Raw genomic sequence first — 16,207 nt, forward strand, 5'->3', positions numbered from 1 at the left:
GATCGATGCCAGCCGCCGTATGGCGGCCCGGGAACGCTCAGTCCTGCGCGGGCAGGAACTGCGCCCAGACTGTGCGCCTGCGCGGGCCGTCGTACTCGCACAGGAAGATGCGCTGCCATGTGCCGAGCTTGATCGCGCCGTCCTCCACGATCACGAGCAGGGAGGTTCCGGTCAGGGTGGTCTTCAGGTGCGCGTCGGAGTTGCCCTCGGCGTGCAGGTAGTCGCCGTGCAGCGGGATGAGGCGCTTGAGCGCCACGATCATGTCGCGCTGCACCGAGGGGTCCGCTCCCTCGTTGATGGTCAGGCCGCAGGTGGTGTGGGGCGAAAAGAGCAGGAGCGCGCCATTTCGTCCCCCCAGCGCGGCCAGGGCTGCGGCCGCCTCGCGGGTAATGTCCGCCATCTGCTCGCGCGCCGTGGTGGCTACGCTGAATGAATACATCAGGAAAGCCCCTGGGTCTTGAGGTATTCACCCAGGCGCACGTCCGTGCCCTGGATGTGGCCGATCCACCAATCGGTCAGGAAGTCGAGCACTTCCAGGGAGAGGTCTTCCTTGCCGTCGGCCGCGTCCACGAGGAAATCCACGGTTTTGTGCACGAAGGTCCGGTGCTGGGCCGTGTGGTGCTCCGTGTCGGGATAACCGGCCTCGGCCATCAGCCGCTCCTCGTCGGAGAAGTGGTAGAGGCAGTAGTCCGAGATTTCCCGGATGAGCCGCGAGAGGATGTCCCTGTCCCGGCCTGCGGTGAAAGCCACGTAGAGTTCGTTGATCAGTCCGGTGAGCTTTTTGTGCTGTTCGTCGATGCGCTCGATGCCCAAGCACATCCCGTCGTCCCAGCGAATTGCGCTCATGCATGCTCCCCTTCGGCGGCTGATTCGGGGCAGGCGGCGAATGCGAGTGCCTGTCCGCATGGAATCGACTTTAGCAGCCGCCACGGTCCGGGGCAATCCTCGGCGCGGGCTTTTGGCCGGAGCGATCTACCGACAGGCCGCACCCCATCGCTCCGCAGGCCGTTACACATGCACCAGATGCAAGGCGTACGAAAAGTTCAAGACTGACGCGAACAAATGCGCGAGGGCTGGATTTTCGCGGTAACGCGGCAGATGATGCTTTGGGGACGGCCTGCTAAGGTTTGGCCGCGCTGATGACAAAGACCGGGTTGTGCCCCTTGAGCCGGAGGCCAGGCCCCAGCGTCTCGGACTGGCTGACCTGCACCTGCTGGATGGCCGCGGGCCAGCCGAGGTCCGCGAACACGGCCTGGGCGCGGGACAGGGATTCGAGCAGCACGGCATGAGCCGTGATGCGGCCGCCGGGCCGCAGGCGTTGGCAGCAGGCGCGCAGCACTGCCTCGCCCTGGCCCAGGCCGCCGCCCAGAAAGACGCGGTCGGGGTCGGGCAGCGGGCCGAAGACCTCCGGGGCCTCGCCCAGCACCGGGCGCACGGACCACGCGCCCGTGCGGCGAATGTTCTCGCGCAGCATGGCGAGCCTGCCGGGGTCGCGCTCCACGGCCACCACCTGGCCCTCGCTGGCCAGCACGGCAGCCTCCACGGAGACCGCGCCCGAGCCAGCGCCAACGTCCCAGACCACGGATTCGGGATCGATGGAGAGCGCGGCCAGACCCACGGCGCGCACCGGCCATTTGGTGATCATGTCCGCCTCGTGGGCCAGTTCCTCGTCCGGAATGCCCAGGCGAAGCGAAAGAGGGGCCTTGCGGCGGCGCTCAAGCACGGCCATGTTCAGGGGCGAGAAACGCTCCGTGGCCGCGTGCTGCAGGGTGTAAAGCCCCACGCGCTCCGAGGGCATCTCCAAATCCTCGAAGACCCACATGCCGTAGGCGTCGGCCCCGCGCTCCAAGAGCGCGGTCGCGATGGTCGCGGGCGTGTGCTCCTCGTCGGTGAACACGGCCACGCGCTCGTACCAGGTCATGGCCGCGAAGAGCGGCGCGTGGTCGGCGCGGCCGTGCAGGGACACGGCGCGGATGTCGTGCCAAGGCAGGCCCATGCGCGCGGCCGCCGTCTGCAGGGTGGTCACGCCGGGATGGATGCGCACGGCGTCGCGGCCCATGGTCTCCACCAGGGTGCGGCCGATGCCGTAGAAGAGCGGGTCGCCGTCGGCCAGCACCACCACGCGAAGGCCCTTTGCGGCGCGCTCGCTCACGGCCGCGATGAAATCCTTGACCGGCGCGGAGATGACCAGCCGCTCGCCGCCCGCCTCGGGAAAGGCGGCCAACTGACGCTTGCCCCCGGCCAGCACCTCGGCCCGCGCGATGGCCTCGCGCGTGGCTCCGCACAACAGTTCGGCATTAAGCCCCAGGCCCACGACCTCGATCATTGCACATCCTCCCGTGAATCCGCCAAGACGGTGCCGTCGAAATCGAACAGGATGGCGCGCGTGTCAAGCTCGCATTGCGCGAAATTCCGGGCGTTTTCAGACGCGCGGCGGCAAAGGGCGCGCAGCAGCGCGGGCCTGGCCGGGTCTTCGGCCAAGAGCGAGAGGGCGTGCATCGCGGTATTGGCCTCGCGCAGGGCGTTCGCCACGCCGGGCGAGACGCCTGCGGCCAGGGCTTCGCGGGCCAGGAAGGCGAAGTCCGTAGCCGTGCTCCGGGCGTGGGTGTTCGCAAGGCCCATGGCCTGCTTGACCAGCTTGCCGATGAACAGTCCCCAGGTCAGGCGCGAGAAGCCGCGCTCGGCGGCCGCGCGGCAGGACGCGGCAAAGAGGTCGGCGGCCTGCACGAAACACTGCTCGGGCAGATGCGGCAGTTCGCGCCTGAGCAGGCGCTCGCTACGGCCGCCGGTGCAAAGCCCGATCTCGCGCTGCCCCGTGGCCCGGGCCACGTCCATGCCTGCGGCCACGCTCGCGGCCCAGTCCTCGTGGCTGAAGGGCCTGACCGTGCCGCGCGTGCCCAGGATGGAGATGCCGCCGAGGATACCCAGCCGGGCGTTCAGGGTGTGGCGGGCGATCGTCTCGCCGTCCGGAACCTCGATGAGCGCTTCGGCCCCGTCGCTGTACCCGGCCGCATCCAGGGCTTCTTGCACGGCCGCCGCGATCTGGGCGCGCGGCGCGGGGTTGATGGCCGCCTGGCCCACGGCCACGGGCAGGCCCGGCAGCGTGACGCGGCCGACGCCCCGCCCGCCGTCCACGCGCACCCCGGGCGCGGGCGAAAGCCGCACCAAGGCCTCGATCAGGGCCATGTGCGTGGCGTCGGGGTCGTCGCCGCCGTCCTTGACGACGCGGCCGCGCGCAGCCGGGCCAAGGGGCGTTTCCTCGGGTTTTGCGTCCTCGATGGGCACGTCCAGGCGCGCGCCGCCGGGCAGCGGCGTGTCGAGCACGGCCGGGACGCGAAGCCCGAGGAGCGTAAGCGTGGCGGCCTTGGCCGCGGCCGCGGCCGCCGTGCCCGTGGTGAACCCCTCGCGCAGGTCGCGCCCCGCGCGGCGAGACGGCCTCATGAAGCGCAGGCCTCCACCAAGTGGCGGGCCAGGGCGGGGTTGGAGCAGAAGTGCAGGTGGATGTAGGAGGCCACTACGTTGTGCGCGGCAAATCCCTCGGGCTTTTCGCGCGGGCCCTTGCGATCCTCCACGGCATAGAGCCCGGCTAGGTCGTAGGCCTCGTCCGGGAGCACGGAGTAGTGGAACTCGTGGCCGCGCGCCAGGGTTCCGGCCGGGCCCAGGATGCAGTCGCGCGTGGTCGTGACCTGGCGGTAGCCGAGCGCGGCGAAGCGTTCGGCCATGCGCGCGGACAAGGGGAAGACGCCGGACATCATGCAGGTCGAGCCGCGCGCGTCCCTGATCGACTCCATGAGATACATGAAGCCGCCGCATTCGGCGTAGACCGGGCGTCCGTCCTCGGCGAAGCGCTTGATCTCGCGCCGAAGTCCGGCGTTGTTGGAGAGGTCGAAGGCGGAAAGCTCGGGATAGCCGCCGCCCAGGTAGAGGCCGTCCGCGCCCTCGGGCAGCTTCTTGTCGCTAACGGGCGAGAAGAAGACGAGCTCGGCTCCGGCATCTTCGAGCAGCCGCAGGTTTTCGCGGTAGTAGAAGCAGAAGGCTTGGTCCTGGGCCACGGCGATGCGCGCGACGTGCGCCTTGGGTCGCCGTGAGAGAGGCGCGGCAGAGGCTGCGCCGGGGGTGTCCGGCTCCTCGTCGGCGCGTGGTTTCTCGCCGGAGTCGTCCGCGAAGAACAGCGGTCCAGGGATGTGCTCGTCGTCCGCGCTCCACGTCCTGTTCTCGTTCACGGGCTGCACGACCATTTCCGGCAGGCCGGACAGGAGGGCGTCAAGGTCGATTCCTGCCTCCACCCAGTCCGCGAGGCGGGCGTACATGTCCTCGCCGGTCTCCTGGCCCATGGAAAGGCCCAGGTGGCGCGCGGGCAGGCCGATCTCCTCGGCGCGCGGCAGCATGCCGATGAGGTTCAGCCCGGCCGCAGCCAGCGCCTCGGACGCGATCTCGCCGTGCGCGGCCGAGCCGACGCGGTTCAGGAGCACCCCGGCGAAGGCCACCTCGGGGTCGAAATCGATGTAGCCGCCGACCATGGCCGCCACGGAACGGGCCATGGACGAGGCATCGGCCACGAGCAGCACGGGCGCATGCAGCCATTTGGCGATCTCGGCCGTGCTACCCGCCTCGGACGAACCGGAGAAGCCGTCGAAGAGCCCCATCACGCCCTCGATGACCGCGACGTCAGCCCCTTGCGCGTGGCGCGCGAAGATGTCCTCCACGCTGAAGCGGCCGCACATCCAACCGTCGAGGTTGTGGGAGGGGCGGCCGCAGGCGCGTTCGTGGTGGCTCGTGTCGATGAAGTCGGGGCCGCACTTGAAGGGCGCGACGCGAAGCCCGCGCCGCGCGAGCGCGGCCATCAGGCCCACGGCCACGCTCGTCTTGCCGCACCCGCTGCGCGTTCCGGCCACGACCAGGGATTTCATGCCCGGCAGGATAGGCCAAACCCGCGCCGGGGGGAAGGGCTACATGATGCCGATTGCACGTGTCCCGACGGGAGGGGATGAGGGGCTGCCATTGGGCCGCGGAGCGTCGCTGTCCGGGAATATGTCCTTGCCGCCCGGTCTCTTCACGCCGTCGGTTCCTTCGCTGCCCGAAGCTTCGCCCGTGTCGCCCGTTGCGCCCGTTGCGCCGGTCTTGCCGCTGCCGGATGTGTCGTCCGTGCTCCCTGACGAACTTGACCCAGGCCGTGTGACAGTCGGGTTCATGCGCTCTTCACAGGCCTTGAGGCACTCGGCGTTGTCGTCGCACCGTTGCTGACAAGGCGTCAATTCGTGCGGCCATTCACGCATGGCACATGCATCCGACGGTAAAAGGAACAGGGCGGCACAGAAAAAAATGGCGAACGAGCTCGAAGTAAATGCTCTTTTCATCGCTAAACCCTCCTTATTGTGCGGGTTTGGTGGCTGGATCGGTTGGAGGCCAGGGAAGGCGTTGCGGAAAATCAGGACGCTCGCGGCCGCCAACGTTGTCAGGACGCTCGCGGCCGCCAACGTTGTCAGGACGCCACCCGGCATCGCCGAGATCGGTCGGAACGGTGATGATCGCCTGTTCCTCGATGAGTTGGTCGAGCGCGTCCGTGGATGCGAACGCCGCGCCATCGTTCCATTCCACGTAGAACCAATCTGCGGGGGTGTTGCCTGGGCGCTCGCGTGTCAGGACGTATCCACGGTTTAGGTCTGCAGTACTCATGTCTTCCGGCGAATCGGGCGGGAAGAAAGGCGGTTGGGCAAAATGGTAGCCGTCGTTGCCGAAATGGTACCTGCGAACGTAGAATGAAAAAGACTGGTCCCCCGCAACGACCCGTGAAAATCCCCAGGGAATTTTTTTGTCGTTGATGCGCAGATGTCCGTGCCTTGCTTCGGAGCGAGTTCCTTTGGCGCTGTAGGTCAGGGAGTGCTCGACGACGGGGCCTTGGTTTTCTCCGGCTGCGGTGGGGATAGCCAGAACACAGACGAGAACAGTGAGCAGGATCAAACGGGACATGGTATCCTCCCGTTGCGCGTTGGGGCGGAAGGGACGCTCATCCGCTGGGGTCTATCCGTGAAGCAGCGGAAGCGGGGGAACGGTTTTGCCGCCCGGCGGGTTGTTTAAATTGTATTTAATACAATTTACAGACTTGTTGATTGTTGGTCAAGCAGCGCTTTTAAACTGAGAATCCGTTGGAAACCCTGAAGGATAAAGCGATTGATTCAAGGATCAAATCACGAGCCGGGCCAGGAAGCGCTCCAGCATGGCGTTGATCTGCTCCGGAGCTTCCAGGGTCTGGAAGTGGCCGCACAGCGCGGTCTGGGCGAAGTGCGCCTGCGGGATCAGGCGGCGCAGGGCCTGCGGGTCGGTGCGGTGCCTGTGCGCGCCGACGTAGAGAAACGGGCAGCGCACGGCGCGCGCGGCCTGCTCGTAATCGGAATCGCGGAAAAGCGCGAAGAGCGCCGTGGTCACGTGGCGCGGAGTCCTGGCCAGCCGCGCCATGATCTCGGCGCGGCGCGCGGGATCGTCCTCGGCTGCGAAGAGCGGCTCGAAGAATTCACGCGGGAAGGGAGCCTCGGGATCGCGGCCAAGCCGCGCCAGCAGCGGATCGAGCCACAACTCGAAGCCCGGCTGGGGAATCAGGGTGGAATCGAGCGCCACGACCCCGGCCACCATGTCCGGCCGCGAGGCCGCGAGCCGCACGGCCAGCGCGCCGCCCAGGCTGTGGCCCACTGCCACCACGCGCGGCGCGCCGATGCTCCGGCACAGGTGCGCCAAGTCGTCGGTCAGGGCGTGGAAGGTGTAGGAGGCGTCCTTGGGCGCGTCGCTCTCGCCGTGGCCGCGCAGGTCCGGCGCGATGCAGCGGTGCGCGGCCGCGAAGCGTTCGATCTGCGGCGCGAAGAAGGAGCGGTCGCACGAATTGCCGTGGATGAAGAGGAGGGCTGGCTCGCCGAGCCCGATATCCGTATAGGAAAGGCGCAATCCCTTGCGCACGATTTCGTTCATTCGCGCAGGATACGCCATTTCATGCCCGACTGCGAGCGTCTATGCCGCTTTCGTCGGGCCGCTTGCGTCTCGGAACACAAGCAGTTACAAGTCCGCCATCCGCGAGCGGCGGAAAACGCCCGCCGAAAACACCCACGTCGTCCCTCCCGTGCGCCATGTCCAGCGATCGCGTCATCGCCGTCGCGCCGGACTTTGCGAACGGCCTGCCGGGATCGGCCCCCCTTGCCAGGGGCGGTGTCAGGGCTTGATGACCGCGCCCCCCTGGGATAGGACAAACGTGTCCCGTCCCGCTCCAACGAATTTCAGACGCTCCCGCGCGGGCGAAGGATAACGAACGACATGCCGCGATACCCCGTCATTGCCATCGTGGGCCGACCCAACGTGGGCAAGTCCACGCTCTTCAACCGCCTGCTCGGCAAGAACGTCGCCATCACCCACGACCGCTCCGGCGTGACCCGCGACCGCATCTACGGCGAGGGGACCTTCGGTGGCCGCCGCGTGGCGCTCGTGGACACGGGTGGACTGGAGATGGAGTTCGCGGGCGACGACCCGATCTCCGACGGCATCATGGCCCAGGCCCGCGAGGCGGTGTGGGAGGCGGCCGCGATCCTCATGGTCGTGGACGGCCGCGAGGGCGTGATGCCCCTGGACGAGCGCGTGGCCGCCACGCTGCGCAAATCCGGCAAGCCCGTGCTCGTGGCCGTGAACAAGGTGGACGGCCCGGAGTTGGACCAGCACCTGACGGCCGAATTCCATGCCCTGGGCTTTCCCCTTGCGCCGGTCTCGGCGGCCCATGGCCACGGCGTGGCCGACCTCAAGGAGCGGCTGGAGTCCGAGCTTCTGGCGCACGTTGTCGAAGAGGACGAGAACGAGCCGGAAGTGGAGCGCGGGCTTCGCATCGCCTTTCTGGGCAAGCCCAACGCGGGCAAGTCGAGCATCGTCAACGCCATCCTGGGCGAGGCGCGCTGCATCGTCAGCCCCGAGGCCGGGACCACGCGCGACGCGGTGGATGTAACCCTGGAGCGCAAGGGCAAGCGCTACACCTTTGTGGACACGGCCGGGGTGCGCAAGCGCGCCCGCATCGACGACAGCCTGGAGCGCTTTTCCGTGACGCGCGCCCTGACCACGGCCAAGCGGGCCGACGTGGCCGTGCTGGTCATCGATGCCGAGCAGGGCGTCAACGTGCAGGACAAGAAGCTTCTTTCCTTCATCGAGGGCGAGAAGACGCCCTTCATGGTGGTCATCAACAAGGTGGACCTCTTCGAGCGCGAGGAGCGCAAGAAGCTCAAGAAGGCCGTGGAGGAGGAACTGCGCATGGTCGGTCACGCGCCGGTGCTCTTCACCTCCACGGTAACGGGCGAGGGGCTGAGCAAGATCCTCTCCACGGCGGAGAAGATCACGGCCGAGTGCGACATCCGCATCCCCACGGGCGAGTTGAACCGGGCCATGCGCGAGGCCCTGGCGCGCTATCAGGCCCCGGTCATCAAGCGCCGCCGAGCCAAGTTCTACTACCTGACCCAGGTGGAGACCAACCCGCCGACCTTCGTTTTCTTTGTCAACAACCCGGAGCTGGTCAAGGACAGCTACAAGAAGTATCTGGAAAAGACCCTGCGCAAGCTTTTCGGGATCGGCACCGCGCCCATCCGCATCCACTACCGCGCCAGCCGCGACTCGGAGCAGAAGTGGGAATAGCAGCAAGCCGTGAAAAACGAATCCCGGCCTTGACAGGCAGGGGTGCGCAATTTAGGGAAGTGTTCCCGCGGCGCGCCGCGGGCAACGGAGAGGTGGCCGAGCTCGGCTGAAGGCGCACGCCTGCTAAGCGTGTATAGGGGCAAAACCTCTATCGTGGGTTCAAATCCCATCCTCTCCGCCACGCTGACAATGCAAGGGACCCTCGCGGTCCCTTGCTTTTTTTGCGCCGCAGCCGGGCCGTGCAAATTCCAAGGGGCGTGTGCGTGACGTTAAGTCTCGGGCCTTTCCAGGTGGTACCGGCGGGGCGAGCATTGTCACCGCGCGTCATCTCGGATAACTGCCTTGCGCACCAAACGAAAGGACGCCGCGACATGCAGTTTCAGACCACGGAGATCCCCGGACTGCTGCTCATTATGCCCCGCGTTTTTCAAGACGAGCGGGGCTATTTCCTGGAATCCTTCAACGCCGGGGCTTTTGCCAACGCAGGCGTGGCAAGGAGCTTCGTGCAGGACAACCACGCCCATAGCCGTCAGGCCGGGGTACTGCGCGGTCTGCATTTCCAGGCTCCACCGCACGCCCAGTCCAAGCTCGTCTGGGTCACGCGGGGCGCGGTCTTTGACGTGGTCGTGGACCTGCGCGCGGGGTCGCCCACCTACGGGAAATGGAAGAGCTTCCTCCTCACGGCCGAGAACTTCGCGCGGCTGTTCATCCCGCGCGGCTTCGCCCACGGCTACGCCACCCTGGAGCCGGACACGGACTTCATGTACAAGGTGGATGGCTACTACAACCCTGCAAGTGAAGGCGGGCTGCGCTGGGACGATCCCGACTTGGCCATCGACTGGCCCGTGGTCGCGCCCGTCCTTTCTGACAAGGACCGGGGTCTGCCATCGTGGCGTGGCTTCCAATCTCCTTTCAACTACGAGAATCCTGCGAAACCCCAAGAGGGCAACCATGTCTGAGAACGCCGCCACCGCCCCTCGGACTTCGGGCCACGCCATCATCCTGGCGGGCGGATCGGGCACGCGTCTTTGGCCCGTCTCGCGCACCCTTTTGCCCAAGCAACTCATGCCGCTTGGCGGGGACAAAAGCCTGTTGCAGCAGACAGTGTTGCGTGCGCTTCGGGTCTTTGCGCCCAAGAACGTATGGGTGGTGACCAACGAGGAGCACGTCTTCGAGGTGCGCGCCCAGCTTCGCGCCCTGGACCAGGCCCTGACCGCCCAGGTGCTGGCCGAGCCCGTGGGCCGCAACACTCTGCCCGCCGTCCTTCTGGGGCTTGACCGCATCGTGGCGGCGGACCCTGCGGCCTGCGTCGCGGTGCTGCCCTCGGATCACATGATCAGCGCGGACGAGGGCTTCGACACGGACATCCGCGCGGGCCTCGCCATGGCGGCGAAGGGATATTTCGTGACCTTCGGAGTCGAGGCCGCCAAGCCCGAGACGGGCTATGGCTACATCAGGCGGGGCGAGCCCCTGGCCCCCGGCGTCTTCGAGGTGCTGCGCTTCGCCGAGAAACCCGATCTGGAGACGGCCCGCGCCTTCGTGGCCTCGGGCGAATACTTCTGGAACAGCGGCATGTTCCTATTCTGCGTCGCGGAGTTCATCGAGGCCGTGCAGCGCTTCCAGCCCGCGTTGGCCGTCTGGTGGAAGAACCGCGCCAAGACGCCCCTGGCCTCGGCCTACGCCTCGCTTCCAGACATCTCGGTGGACTACGGCATCGCCGAGAGGCTCACTCGCCAAGCCGTGGTCAAAGCATCCTTCGGCTGGGACGACCTGGGCAACTGGGAGGCCATCTACCGTCTCGACGACAAGGACGAGTGCGGCAACGCCGTGGAGGGCGACGTGCTGGCCCTGGATTGCGAGAACAACCTTTTGCTCTCGCGCGGCGGCAAGCTCGCGGCCGTGGGACTCAGCGACATGATCGTGGTCCAGACGCGCGACGCTACGCTCATCTGCCCCAAGGACCAAGTGCAGCGCGTCAAGGACGTGGTGGGCATCCTGAAAGGCCAGGGCAGCCGCCTCGTGGAGGCGCACGTCACGGTCAACCGGCCGTGGGGCAGCTACACGGTGCTGGAAGAGGGGGAGGGCTACAAGGTCAAGCGCATCAAGGTCCATCCCGGTGCGCGGCTCTCGCTGCAGATGCACCACCACCGCGCCGAACACTGGGTCGTCATCCGGGGGTCGGCCGTGGCCGAAGTGGACGGCGTGGAACACCTGCTCTCCGCGAACCAGTCCATCGACATCCCCATGGGCGGCACGCACCGTCTCTCCAATCCCGGCAAGCTGCCGCTGGAGATCATCGAGGTGCAAAGCGGCCCCTACCTGGAAGAGGACGACATCGTCCGCTTCGACGACGTGTACGGCCGCATCAAGCCCGAGTCGGAAAAGGGCTGACGTCCCTGGCGGCCGGGACGGCCGGGACGGCGTCAGGCGTGCATGGCAGCCATGGCGTCGTATGTGTCCGCGAAACGTTTTCCTTGAGCAGGCAAGGCGGACGGTGATGCTTCCCTCGACTTTCCATACCCCCGAAAACGAGGCGGAATGAGGGGATTTGAAAATGCGAGATGATTGTAACTTTTTTCACTATCTTGCGCGGAAGAGACACCTGGGGTCTGTGAAAAATTTCCTAATCCCTTGACACGGCGCGGTCTATTTGCGAATAAGCCGCTGTCTGACCAGTGGCTGGCTTCCGTTGATTTCCTTAACTTCATGGGGCGTGTGTATGAAGCGGAAAAGTGGCTTTGACTCCGGAGCGCTGGCGTTCGCCTTTGTCGGCCTGCTCTTCGGTCTCGGCTTCGGCTGGTTCGTCTTTCCGGAACTCCTGTTCAGTAAAGTAACGCAACCCACTCCCTTCAACCACAAGATCCACATGGAGATGGCGGGCATGTCGTGCACCGACTGCCACTATTTCCGCGAGGATGGCTCCTTCAACGGCCTGCCCACGACGCAGAGTTGTGCCGACTGTCACGCCTTCACCACCGGTGGGGACACCCCGGCGGACATCGCCATCGACAAATTCGTGACCGAATACGTCGAACCTGGCATCGAAGTGAAGTGGGAGGTCTATCAGTACCAGCCCGACAACGTTTTCTTCACCCATACCGCCCACCAGCATCTCGAGTGCACCGAGTGCCACCCCGATGTGGGCAATTCTGAGACGACCCCGGTGCTGTATCGCAACCGGATCACCGGCTACAGCAAGGACACGATGAAGATGTGGCAGTGTGAGCGCTGCCATGCCGAAAACGGCGTCAGCAACGCCTGCTACATCTGCCACAAGTAAAGGGGTAAGGGTATGAGTCTGACACGCAGAGGATTTCTCTTCGTTCTGGGCGCAGGCGCAGGCGTGACCCTGAGCCCCGTGATGTGGAAACTGACGGACGACGTGTCCATCTGGACCCAGAACTGGCCGTGGATTCCCCGGCTGCAGTACGGTCCGCTGGACAGAAAGCCCGCACTTTCCAAGTCCTTCGCCGGCGGCTCCCCGATCCGGGTGCTGACCGTGGGCGGCCGCCCGTCCATCGCGCTGGGCAATCCCGACCATCCGCTGTCCCAGGGGGCGCTTTCGGCCATGGCCGCGCCCGAGGTGCAGATGCTGTACCGGCCCTCGCGCATCGCCGGACCGCTCAAGAAGACCGCCGCTGGCGGGCACGAGCCCATTTCCTGGGAGGACGCCGCCGCGCTGCTGGCCGAAAAGGCCAAGGAAGCCGGTTCCTCCACGGCGGTAATCACCGGTGACATCAACGGCACCACCCGCGAGGTCTTCTCGGCCCTCCTGGGCAACCTCGGGTCCACCGAGATGTATCCCATGCCCTGCGAGCAGCAGACCGCCGCCATGGCCTGGAACGGCCTGATGGGCGGAAGCGGCCTGCCCGGCTTCGACATCGAGAACAGCGACTGTGTGCTGGCGTTGGGCGCCGACCTGCTTGAATCCTCGGGCACCCCGGTGCGCAACGCCAAGGCGTTTTCCAAGGCTCGTCCCATGGGCGAAACGCCGAAGACGACCTGGATCGCCTGCGGCGCTCTCAAGAACCGCACTGCCGCCGTGAGCGACATCTTCGTGGCCGTGCCTCCGGGCGGCGAAGGCATCTTCGCCCTGGGTCTCGCCAACCTGCTCATCGCCTCCGGCGCCTGGACCATGGCTCCGGACTTCGAGACCTTCAGGTCGGTCGCCGCTGCCTGGACCCCCGCCCGGGTGCAGGAGGCCATCGGCGTGGCGCCCGAACAACTTGCCCTGGTCGCCGAAACCTTGAAGAAGGCCCGCCGTCCCCTGGTCGTGCCCGGCGCGGCCCCCGGACAGGGAGGCTCCCCCGCCGCCTACGCCGCGGGCTTGGCGCTGAACGTCATCCTGGGCAACGTCGGTCAGCCTGGCGGCATCAGGCCGCTTCCGAGCCTGCCCGGAGTGGTTTCCGGGGCAATGACCCGCGAGGCCATGCTGGCCAAGGATCTGGTCGCGTGCCTCAAGGCCGTGGCCGCCGGAACCAAGGCCGCGCCCAAGCTGCTCATGGTGTACGAGGCCAACCCCCGCTACGCGCTGCCCGAGGCCGAGGCCATGAACGCCGCCCTGGACAAGGCGGGTTTCGTGGTCAGCTTCTCCTCCTTCATGGACGAGACCGCCGCCAAAGCCGACCTCGTGCTGCCCAACCCGCTCTCCATCGAACGCTTCGATGACCTGGAGACGCCCTACGGCTCCGGCTTCGTCTCCTACACCCTGGGCATGCCCGTGACAAAACCGGTTGTGGACGCCAAGTCCTCTGCCGACGTCGTTCTCGGACTGGCCAAGAAGCTGGGCATGGACCTGGGTTTCTCCTCCTTCGAGGCTGTGCTCGAAGCCAAAATGGCGGCCGTCGAGGCCACGCCGGGCTTCATCGCCGGTCAGACCACGCCCTGGGACGCCATAGCCAAGGGAATCGAGCCCGTCGGCGCGGCCGTGGCCAGGGGCCTGAAGAGCGGCAAGGCCTTCGTGAGCGTACGCACCGTCGGCAACGAGGACGTGTACCTCGGCGCCTCGTCCCTGGCCAGGATCGTCGCGGTCAAGCCCGACGGCCTGCTTCTCGCCCCGCAATTCCTGCTCAACGTCGGCACGCAGAACGTTGCGCTGCCGCCGCACAATACGCCGACCATCCGCCGCAACGAGCTTGTAGGCAAGGACCTCATGGTCTCCCTCAACGGTCAGACCGCCTCCGCGGCGGGACTCAAAGCGGGCGACCGGGTGAGTGTGACGTCTTCGGCGGGTTCGGTGAAAGGCAGGGTCTACATCGACGAATCCGTCATGCCCGGCGTGGTCTCGGCCCCCCTGGGCTTCGGCCGCACGGTCGGTGACGAGTTCTCCAAGGGCAAGGGCGACAACCTCTTCAAGGTTCTCACGGTCACCGAGGAAGCCGGCACCGGCAAGCCCACCTGGGCGTCTGTCGCGGTGCGGATCGCTAAAGGCTAAGCCAAAGGAAGCGAGAGATGGCTGCAAAGATAGATTACAAGATCAGGTGGGGTATGGCCATCGACCTGGACAAGTGCACGGGCTGCGGCGCATGCACCGTGTCTTGCCAGGTGGAGAACAACAACGCCCCCAACGTCGACGGCACCGACAAACTGCGCATCGTCAACTGGCTTTCCATATACCGGCTTGAGAACGGCAAGTCCTTCCCCGACGCTGACGTGGCCTACCTGCCGCTGCCCTGCATGCAGTGCGGAAACCCTTCCTGCGTGCCGGTCTGTCCGGTCATCGCCACGGAGAAGGGCGAGGAGGGCGCCATCGTCAGCCAGATCTCGCCGCGCTGCATCGGCTGCCGGTACTGCATGGCCGCGTGCCCCTACCACGTCCGGACCTTCAACTGGTTCGATCCGGTCTGGCCCAAGGGCATGGAGAAGACCCTCACGCCCTTCACCTCCACCAGGCCGCGCGGCGTGGTCGAGAAGTGTCACTTCTGCCACCATCGTTGGACCTTCGCCAAGGAAAAGGCCCGCGTGGACGGCATGGACCCCTACAAGCTGCCCGAGGATGCCTACATTCCGGCGTGCGTCGAGATGTGCCCGAGCGGGGCCATGGTCTTCGGCGACCTGAAGAATCCCGAGCACAAAGTGTACGAACTGGCCCGCAGCCCTCACGCGCGCAGGCTTCTGGAGAAGCTCGGCGGCGAACCGCAGGTGTACTACATCAGCCGTCGCGAATGGGTGCGCAACCTGATGGACAACCATCTGCCCGGCGAGACCGGCCACGGCAAGGCGGAAGGAGGCAACCATGGCTAAGCCCATCGATCACGAACTCTTCCCCGAGGGCGTCGAGCGCTGCGCGCTGTCCAAGTTCCTGGTCTGGATGGCCTTTTGGACGGTCGTCTTCCTGGCGGGAATCTATGCGGCCTATGTCGTCTTCGCCAATGGCCTGGGCGTGACCGGTCTGAACAACTACTTCGCCTTCGGTCTGTACATTACCTTCGACTTGGCGGTCATCGCCTTGGGCGCGGGTGCCTTCTTCAGCGGCCTCCTCAGGTACATCCTGAAGATGGACGAGTTGAAGAACATCATCAACCTGACCGTCATCGGCGGCTTCTTCTGCTACTCGGGCGCCATGCTCATCCTGACCATGGAACTCGGCCAACCGCTGCGCTCCTGGTTCGGTTTCTGGCACGCCAACGTCCACTCCATGCTCACGGAAGTCATTTTCTGCATCAGCTGTTACCTGGGCGTGCTGATCATCGAGTTCCTGCCGAACATCCTGGAGCAGCGGCAACTCAACCGGATCGCCTTCCTGCGTCACTTCGCCCACAACATGCACGTCTTCATGCCCCTCTTCGCGGGCCTGGGCGCTTTCCTCTCCACCTTCCACCAGGGCTCCCTGGGCGGCATGTACGGCGTCATGTTCGCGCGTCCCTTCGCCTTCCGCGAAGGCTTCTTTATCTGGCCATGGACCTTCTTCCTCTTCGTCATGTCCGCTGCGGCCTCCGGTCCCTGCTTCTCGGTGCTCATCGTGAAATGTGTGGAGCTTTGCTCTGGCAAGAAGATGGTCTCCTGGAAGATCAAGCAGCTCATGGGTAAGATATCGGGCGCAATGCTCGCACTGTACCTCTTCTTCAAGCTCATCGACACCTACGACTGGGCCGTGAACCTGCTGCCCACGCTGGGCTTCACGTTCGACCAGATGTTCTACGGCATCATCTACGGCAAGTGGCTGTTCTGGCTCGAATTGTTCGTGCTCGGCGTCATCCCGGCCGTCATCCTGCTGACCCCGCGCTGGCGCAACACGCCCTTCCTGTTCTGGTCGGCCTGCATCATGAACTGCCTGGGCATCTCACTGAACCGCTACACCATCACCGTGCAGGCCCTGGCCGCGCCCGTGATGCCCTTCGACACTTGGCAGATCTACGTACCCGCGTGGACCGAGATTCTGCCTTCGGTCATGGTCATCGCCTACGGCGTGCTCATCGTTTCCCTGGCCTACCGTTACCTGCCGGTCTTCCCGCAGGAGATCCAGCTGAACGCACCGGGGAACAAGGAAGCCGCCTAGTTGTCTCTTCGCTCATGATTCCAAGGGCCCGCTTCTGGCGGGCCCTTTTTTTTGGTG

Annotated in this window: 14 protein-coding genes and 1 tRNA gene; 8 read left to right on the forward strand and 7 right to left on the reverse strand. The window is 65.8% G+C overall.

Going from position 1 to position 16,207, the window contains the following annotated elements; genetic code table 11:
• Nucleotides 1-37 precede the first annotated feature (37 nt).
• The 7 genes from DSAT_RS11950 to DSAT_RS11980 all read right to left on the reverse strand — a co-directional run bounded on the left by DSAT_RS11950 (nucleotide 38) and on the right by DSAT_RS11980 (nucleotide 6,960).
• Nucleotides 38-439 (reverse strand): secondary thiamine-phosphate synthase enzyme YjbQ, encoded by a 402-nt coding sequence (locus DSAT_RS11950; RefSeq protein WP_020887781.1) that lies wholly within the window; start codon nucleotides 437-439, stop codon nucleotides 38-40.
• Nucleotides 439-846 carry a bacteriohemerythrin gene (locus DSAT_RS11955; RefSeq protein WP_020887782.1) on the reverse strand — a complete coding sequence of 136 codons (408 nt, stop codon included), beginning with the start codon at nucleotides 844-846 and terminating at the stop codon, nucleotides 439-441. The genes DSAT_RS11950 and DSAT_RS11955 overlap by 1 nt, the downstream gene beginning before the upstream one ends.
• A gap of 274 nt (nucleotides 847-1,120) precedes the next feature.
• The gene (locus DSAT_RS11960) at nucleotides 1,121-2,326 is read right to left on the reverse strand and encodes a bifunctional cobalt-precorrin-7 (C(5))-methyltransferase/cobalt-precorrin-6B (C(15))-methyltransferase (protein ID WP_020887783.1); all 1,206 of its coding nucleotides are present in this window, start codon (nucleotides 2,324-2,326) and stop codon (nucleotides 1,121-1,123) included.
• Nucleotides 2,323-3,441 (reverse strand): cobalt-precorrin-5B (C(1))-methyltransferase, encoded by a 1,119-nt coding sequence (locus tag DSAT_RS11965; protein WP_020887784.1) that lies wholly within the window; start codon nucleotides 3,439-3,441, stop codon nucleotides 2,323-2,325. The genes DSAT_RS11960 and DSAT_RS11965 overlap by 4 nt, the downstream gene beginning before the upstream one ends.
• Complete coding sequence (locus DSAT_RS11970; RefSeq protein ID WP_020887785.1) at nucleotides 3,438-4,910, reverse strand: cobyrinic acid a,c-diamide synthase CobB; 1,473 nt, start codon at nucleotides 4,908-4,910, stop codon at nucleotides 3,438-3,440. Before DSAT_RS11970 ends, DSAT_RS11965 begins: the two co-directional genes overlap by 4 nt.
• A 460-nt stretch (nucleotides 4,911-5,370) precedes the next feature.
• Nucleotides 5,371-5,970 (reverse strand): hypothetical protein, encoded by a 600-nt coding sequence (locus DSAT_RS11975; protein WP_020887787.1) that lies wholly within the window; start codon nucleotides 5,968-5,970, stop codon nucleotides 5,371-5,373.
• 213 nt (nucleotides 5,971-6,183) lie between these two features.
• Nucleotides 6,184-6,960, reverse strand: a complete 777-nt coding sequence (locus DSAT_RS11980; RefSeq protein ID WP_020887788.1) for an alpha/beta fold hydrolase — start codon at nucleotides 6,958-6,960, stop codon at nucleotides 6,184-6,186.
• Nucleotides 6,961-7,299: 339 nt separating this feature from the next.
• On the opposite strand from DSAT_RS11980, the gene der reads away from it, so the two are divergent.
• The 8 genes from der (at nucleotide 7,300) to qrcD (ending at nucleotide 16,150) form a co-directional block, all read left to right on the forward strand.
• Nucleotides 7,300-8,652, forward strand: a complete 1,353-nt coding sequence (der, locus tag DSAT_RS11985) for a ribosome biogenesis GTPase Der (protein ID WP_020887789.1) — start codon at nucleotides 7,300-7,302, stop codon at nucleotides 8,650-8,652.
• 86 nt (nucleotides 8,653-8,738) lie between these two features.
• Nucleotides 8,739-8,833, forward strand: a tRNA-Ser gene (locus DSAT_RS11990).
• 190 nt (nucleotides 8,834-9,023) lie between these two features.
• Nucleotides 9,024-9,611: a dTDP-4-dehydrorhamnose 3,5-epimerase gene (gene rfbC, locus DSAT_RS11995; RefSeq protein ID WP_020887790.1), complete on the forward strand. Its 588-nt coding sequence runs from the start codon at nucleotides 9,024-9,026 to the stop codon at nucleotides 9,609-9,611.
• Nucleotides 9,604-11,043, forward strand: coding sequence for a mannose-1-phosphate guanylyltransferase/mannose-6-phosphate isomerase (locus tag DSAT_RS12000; RefSeq protein ID WP_020887791.1), 1,440 nt, complete (start codon nucleotides 9,604-9,606; stop codon nucleotides 11,041-11,043). The genes rfbC and DSAT_RS12000 overlap by 8 nt, the downstream gene beginning before the upstream one ends.
• 328 nt (nucleotides 11,044-11,371) lie before the next feature.
• On the forward strand, nucleotides 11,372-11,932 hold the full coding sequence (gene qrcA / locus DSAT_RS12005; RefSeq protein ID WP_020887792.1) for a menaquinone reductase multiheme cytochrome c subunit QrcA: 561 nt from the start codon (nucleotides 11,372-11,374) through the stop codon (nucleotides 11,930-11,932).
• A gap of 12 nt (nucleotides 11,933-11,944) precedes the next feature.
• Entirely contained in the window at nucleotides 11,945-14,086 is a 2,142-nt protein-coding gene (gene qrcB / locus DSAT_RS12010; RefSeq protein WP_020887793.1) for a menaquinone reductase molybdopterin-binding-like subunit QrcB, read from the forward strand.
• 17 nt (nucleotides 14,087-14,103) lie between these two features.
• On the forward strand, nucleotides 14,104-14,895 hold the full coding sequence (gene qrcC / locus DSAT_RS12015; protein WP_020887794.1) for a menaquinone reductase iron-sulfur cluster-binding subunit QrcC: 792 nt from the start codon (nucleotides 14,104-14,106) through the stop codon (nucleotides 14,893-14,895).
• On the forward strand, nucleotides 14,888-16,150 hold the full coding sequence (gene qrcD, locus DSAT_RS12020) for a menaquinone reductase integral membrane subunit QrcD (protein ID WP_020887795.1): 1,263 nt from the start codon (nucleotides 14,888-14,890) through the stop codon (nucleotides 16,148-16,150). Before qrcC ends, qrcD begins: the two co-directional genes overlap by 8 nt.
• Nucleotides 16,151-16,207: the final 57 nt, after the last annotated feature.

The sequence above is a fragment of the Alkalidesulfovibrio alkalitolerans DSM 16529 genome (genome assembly GCF_000422245.1).
In the GTDB taxonomy this organism is placed as follows: domain Bacteria; phylum Desulfobacterota; class Desulfovibrionia; order Desulfovibrionales; family Desulfovibrionaceae; genus Alkalidesulfovibrio; species Alkalidesulfovibrio alkalitolerans.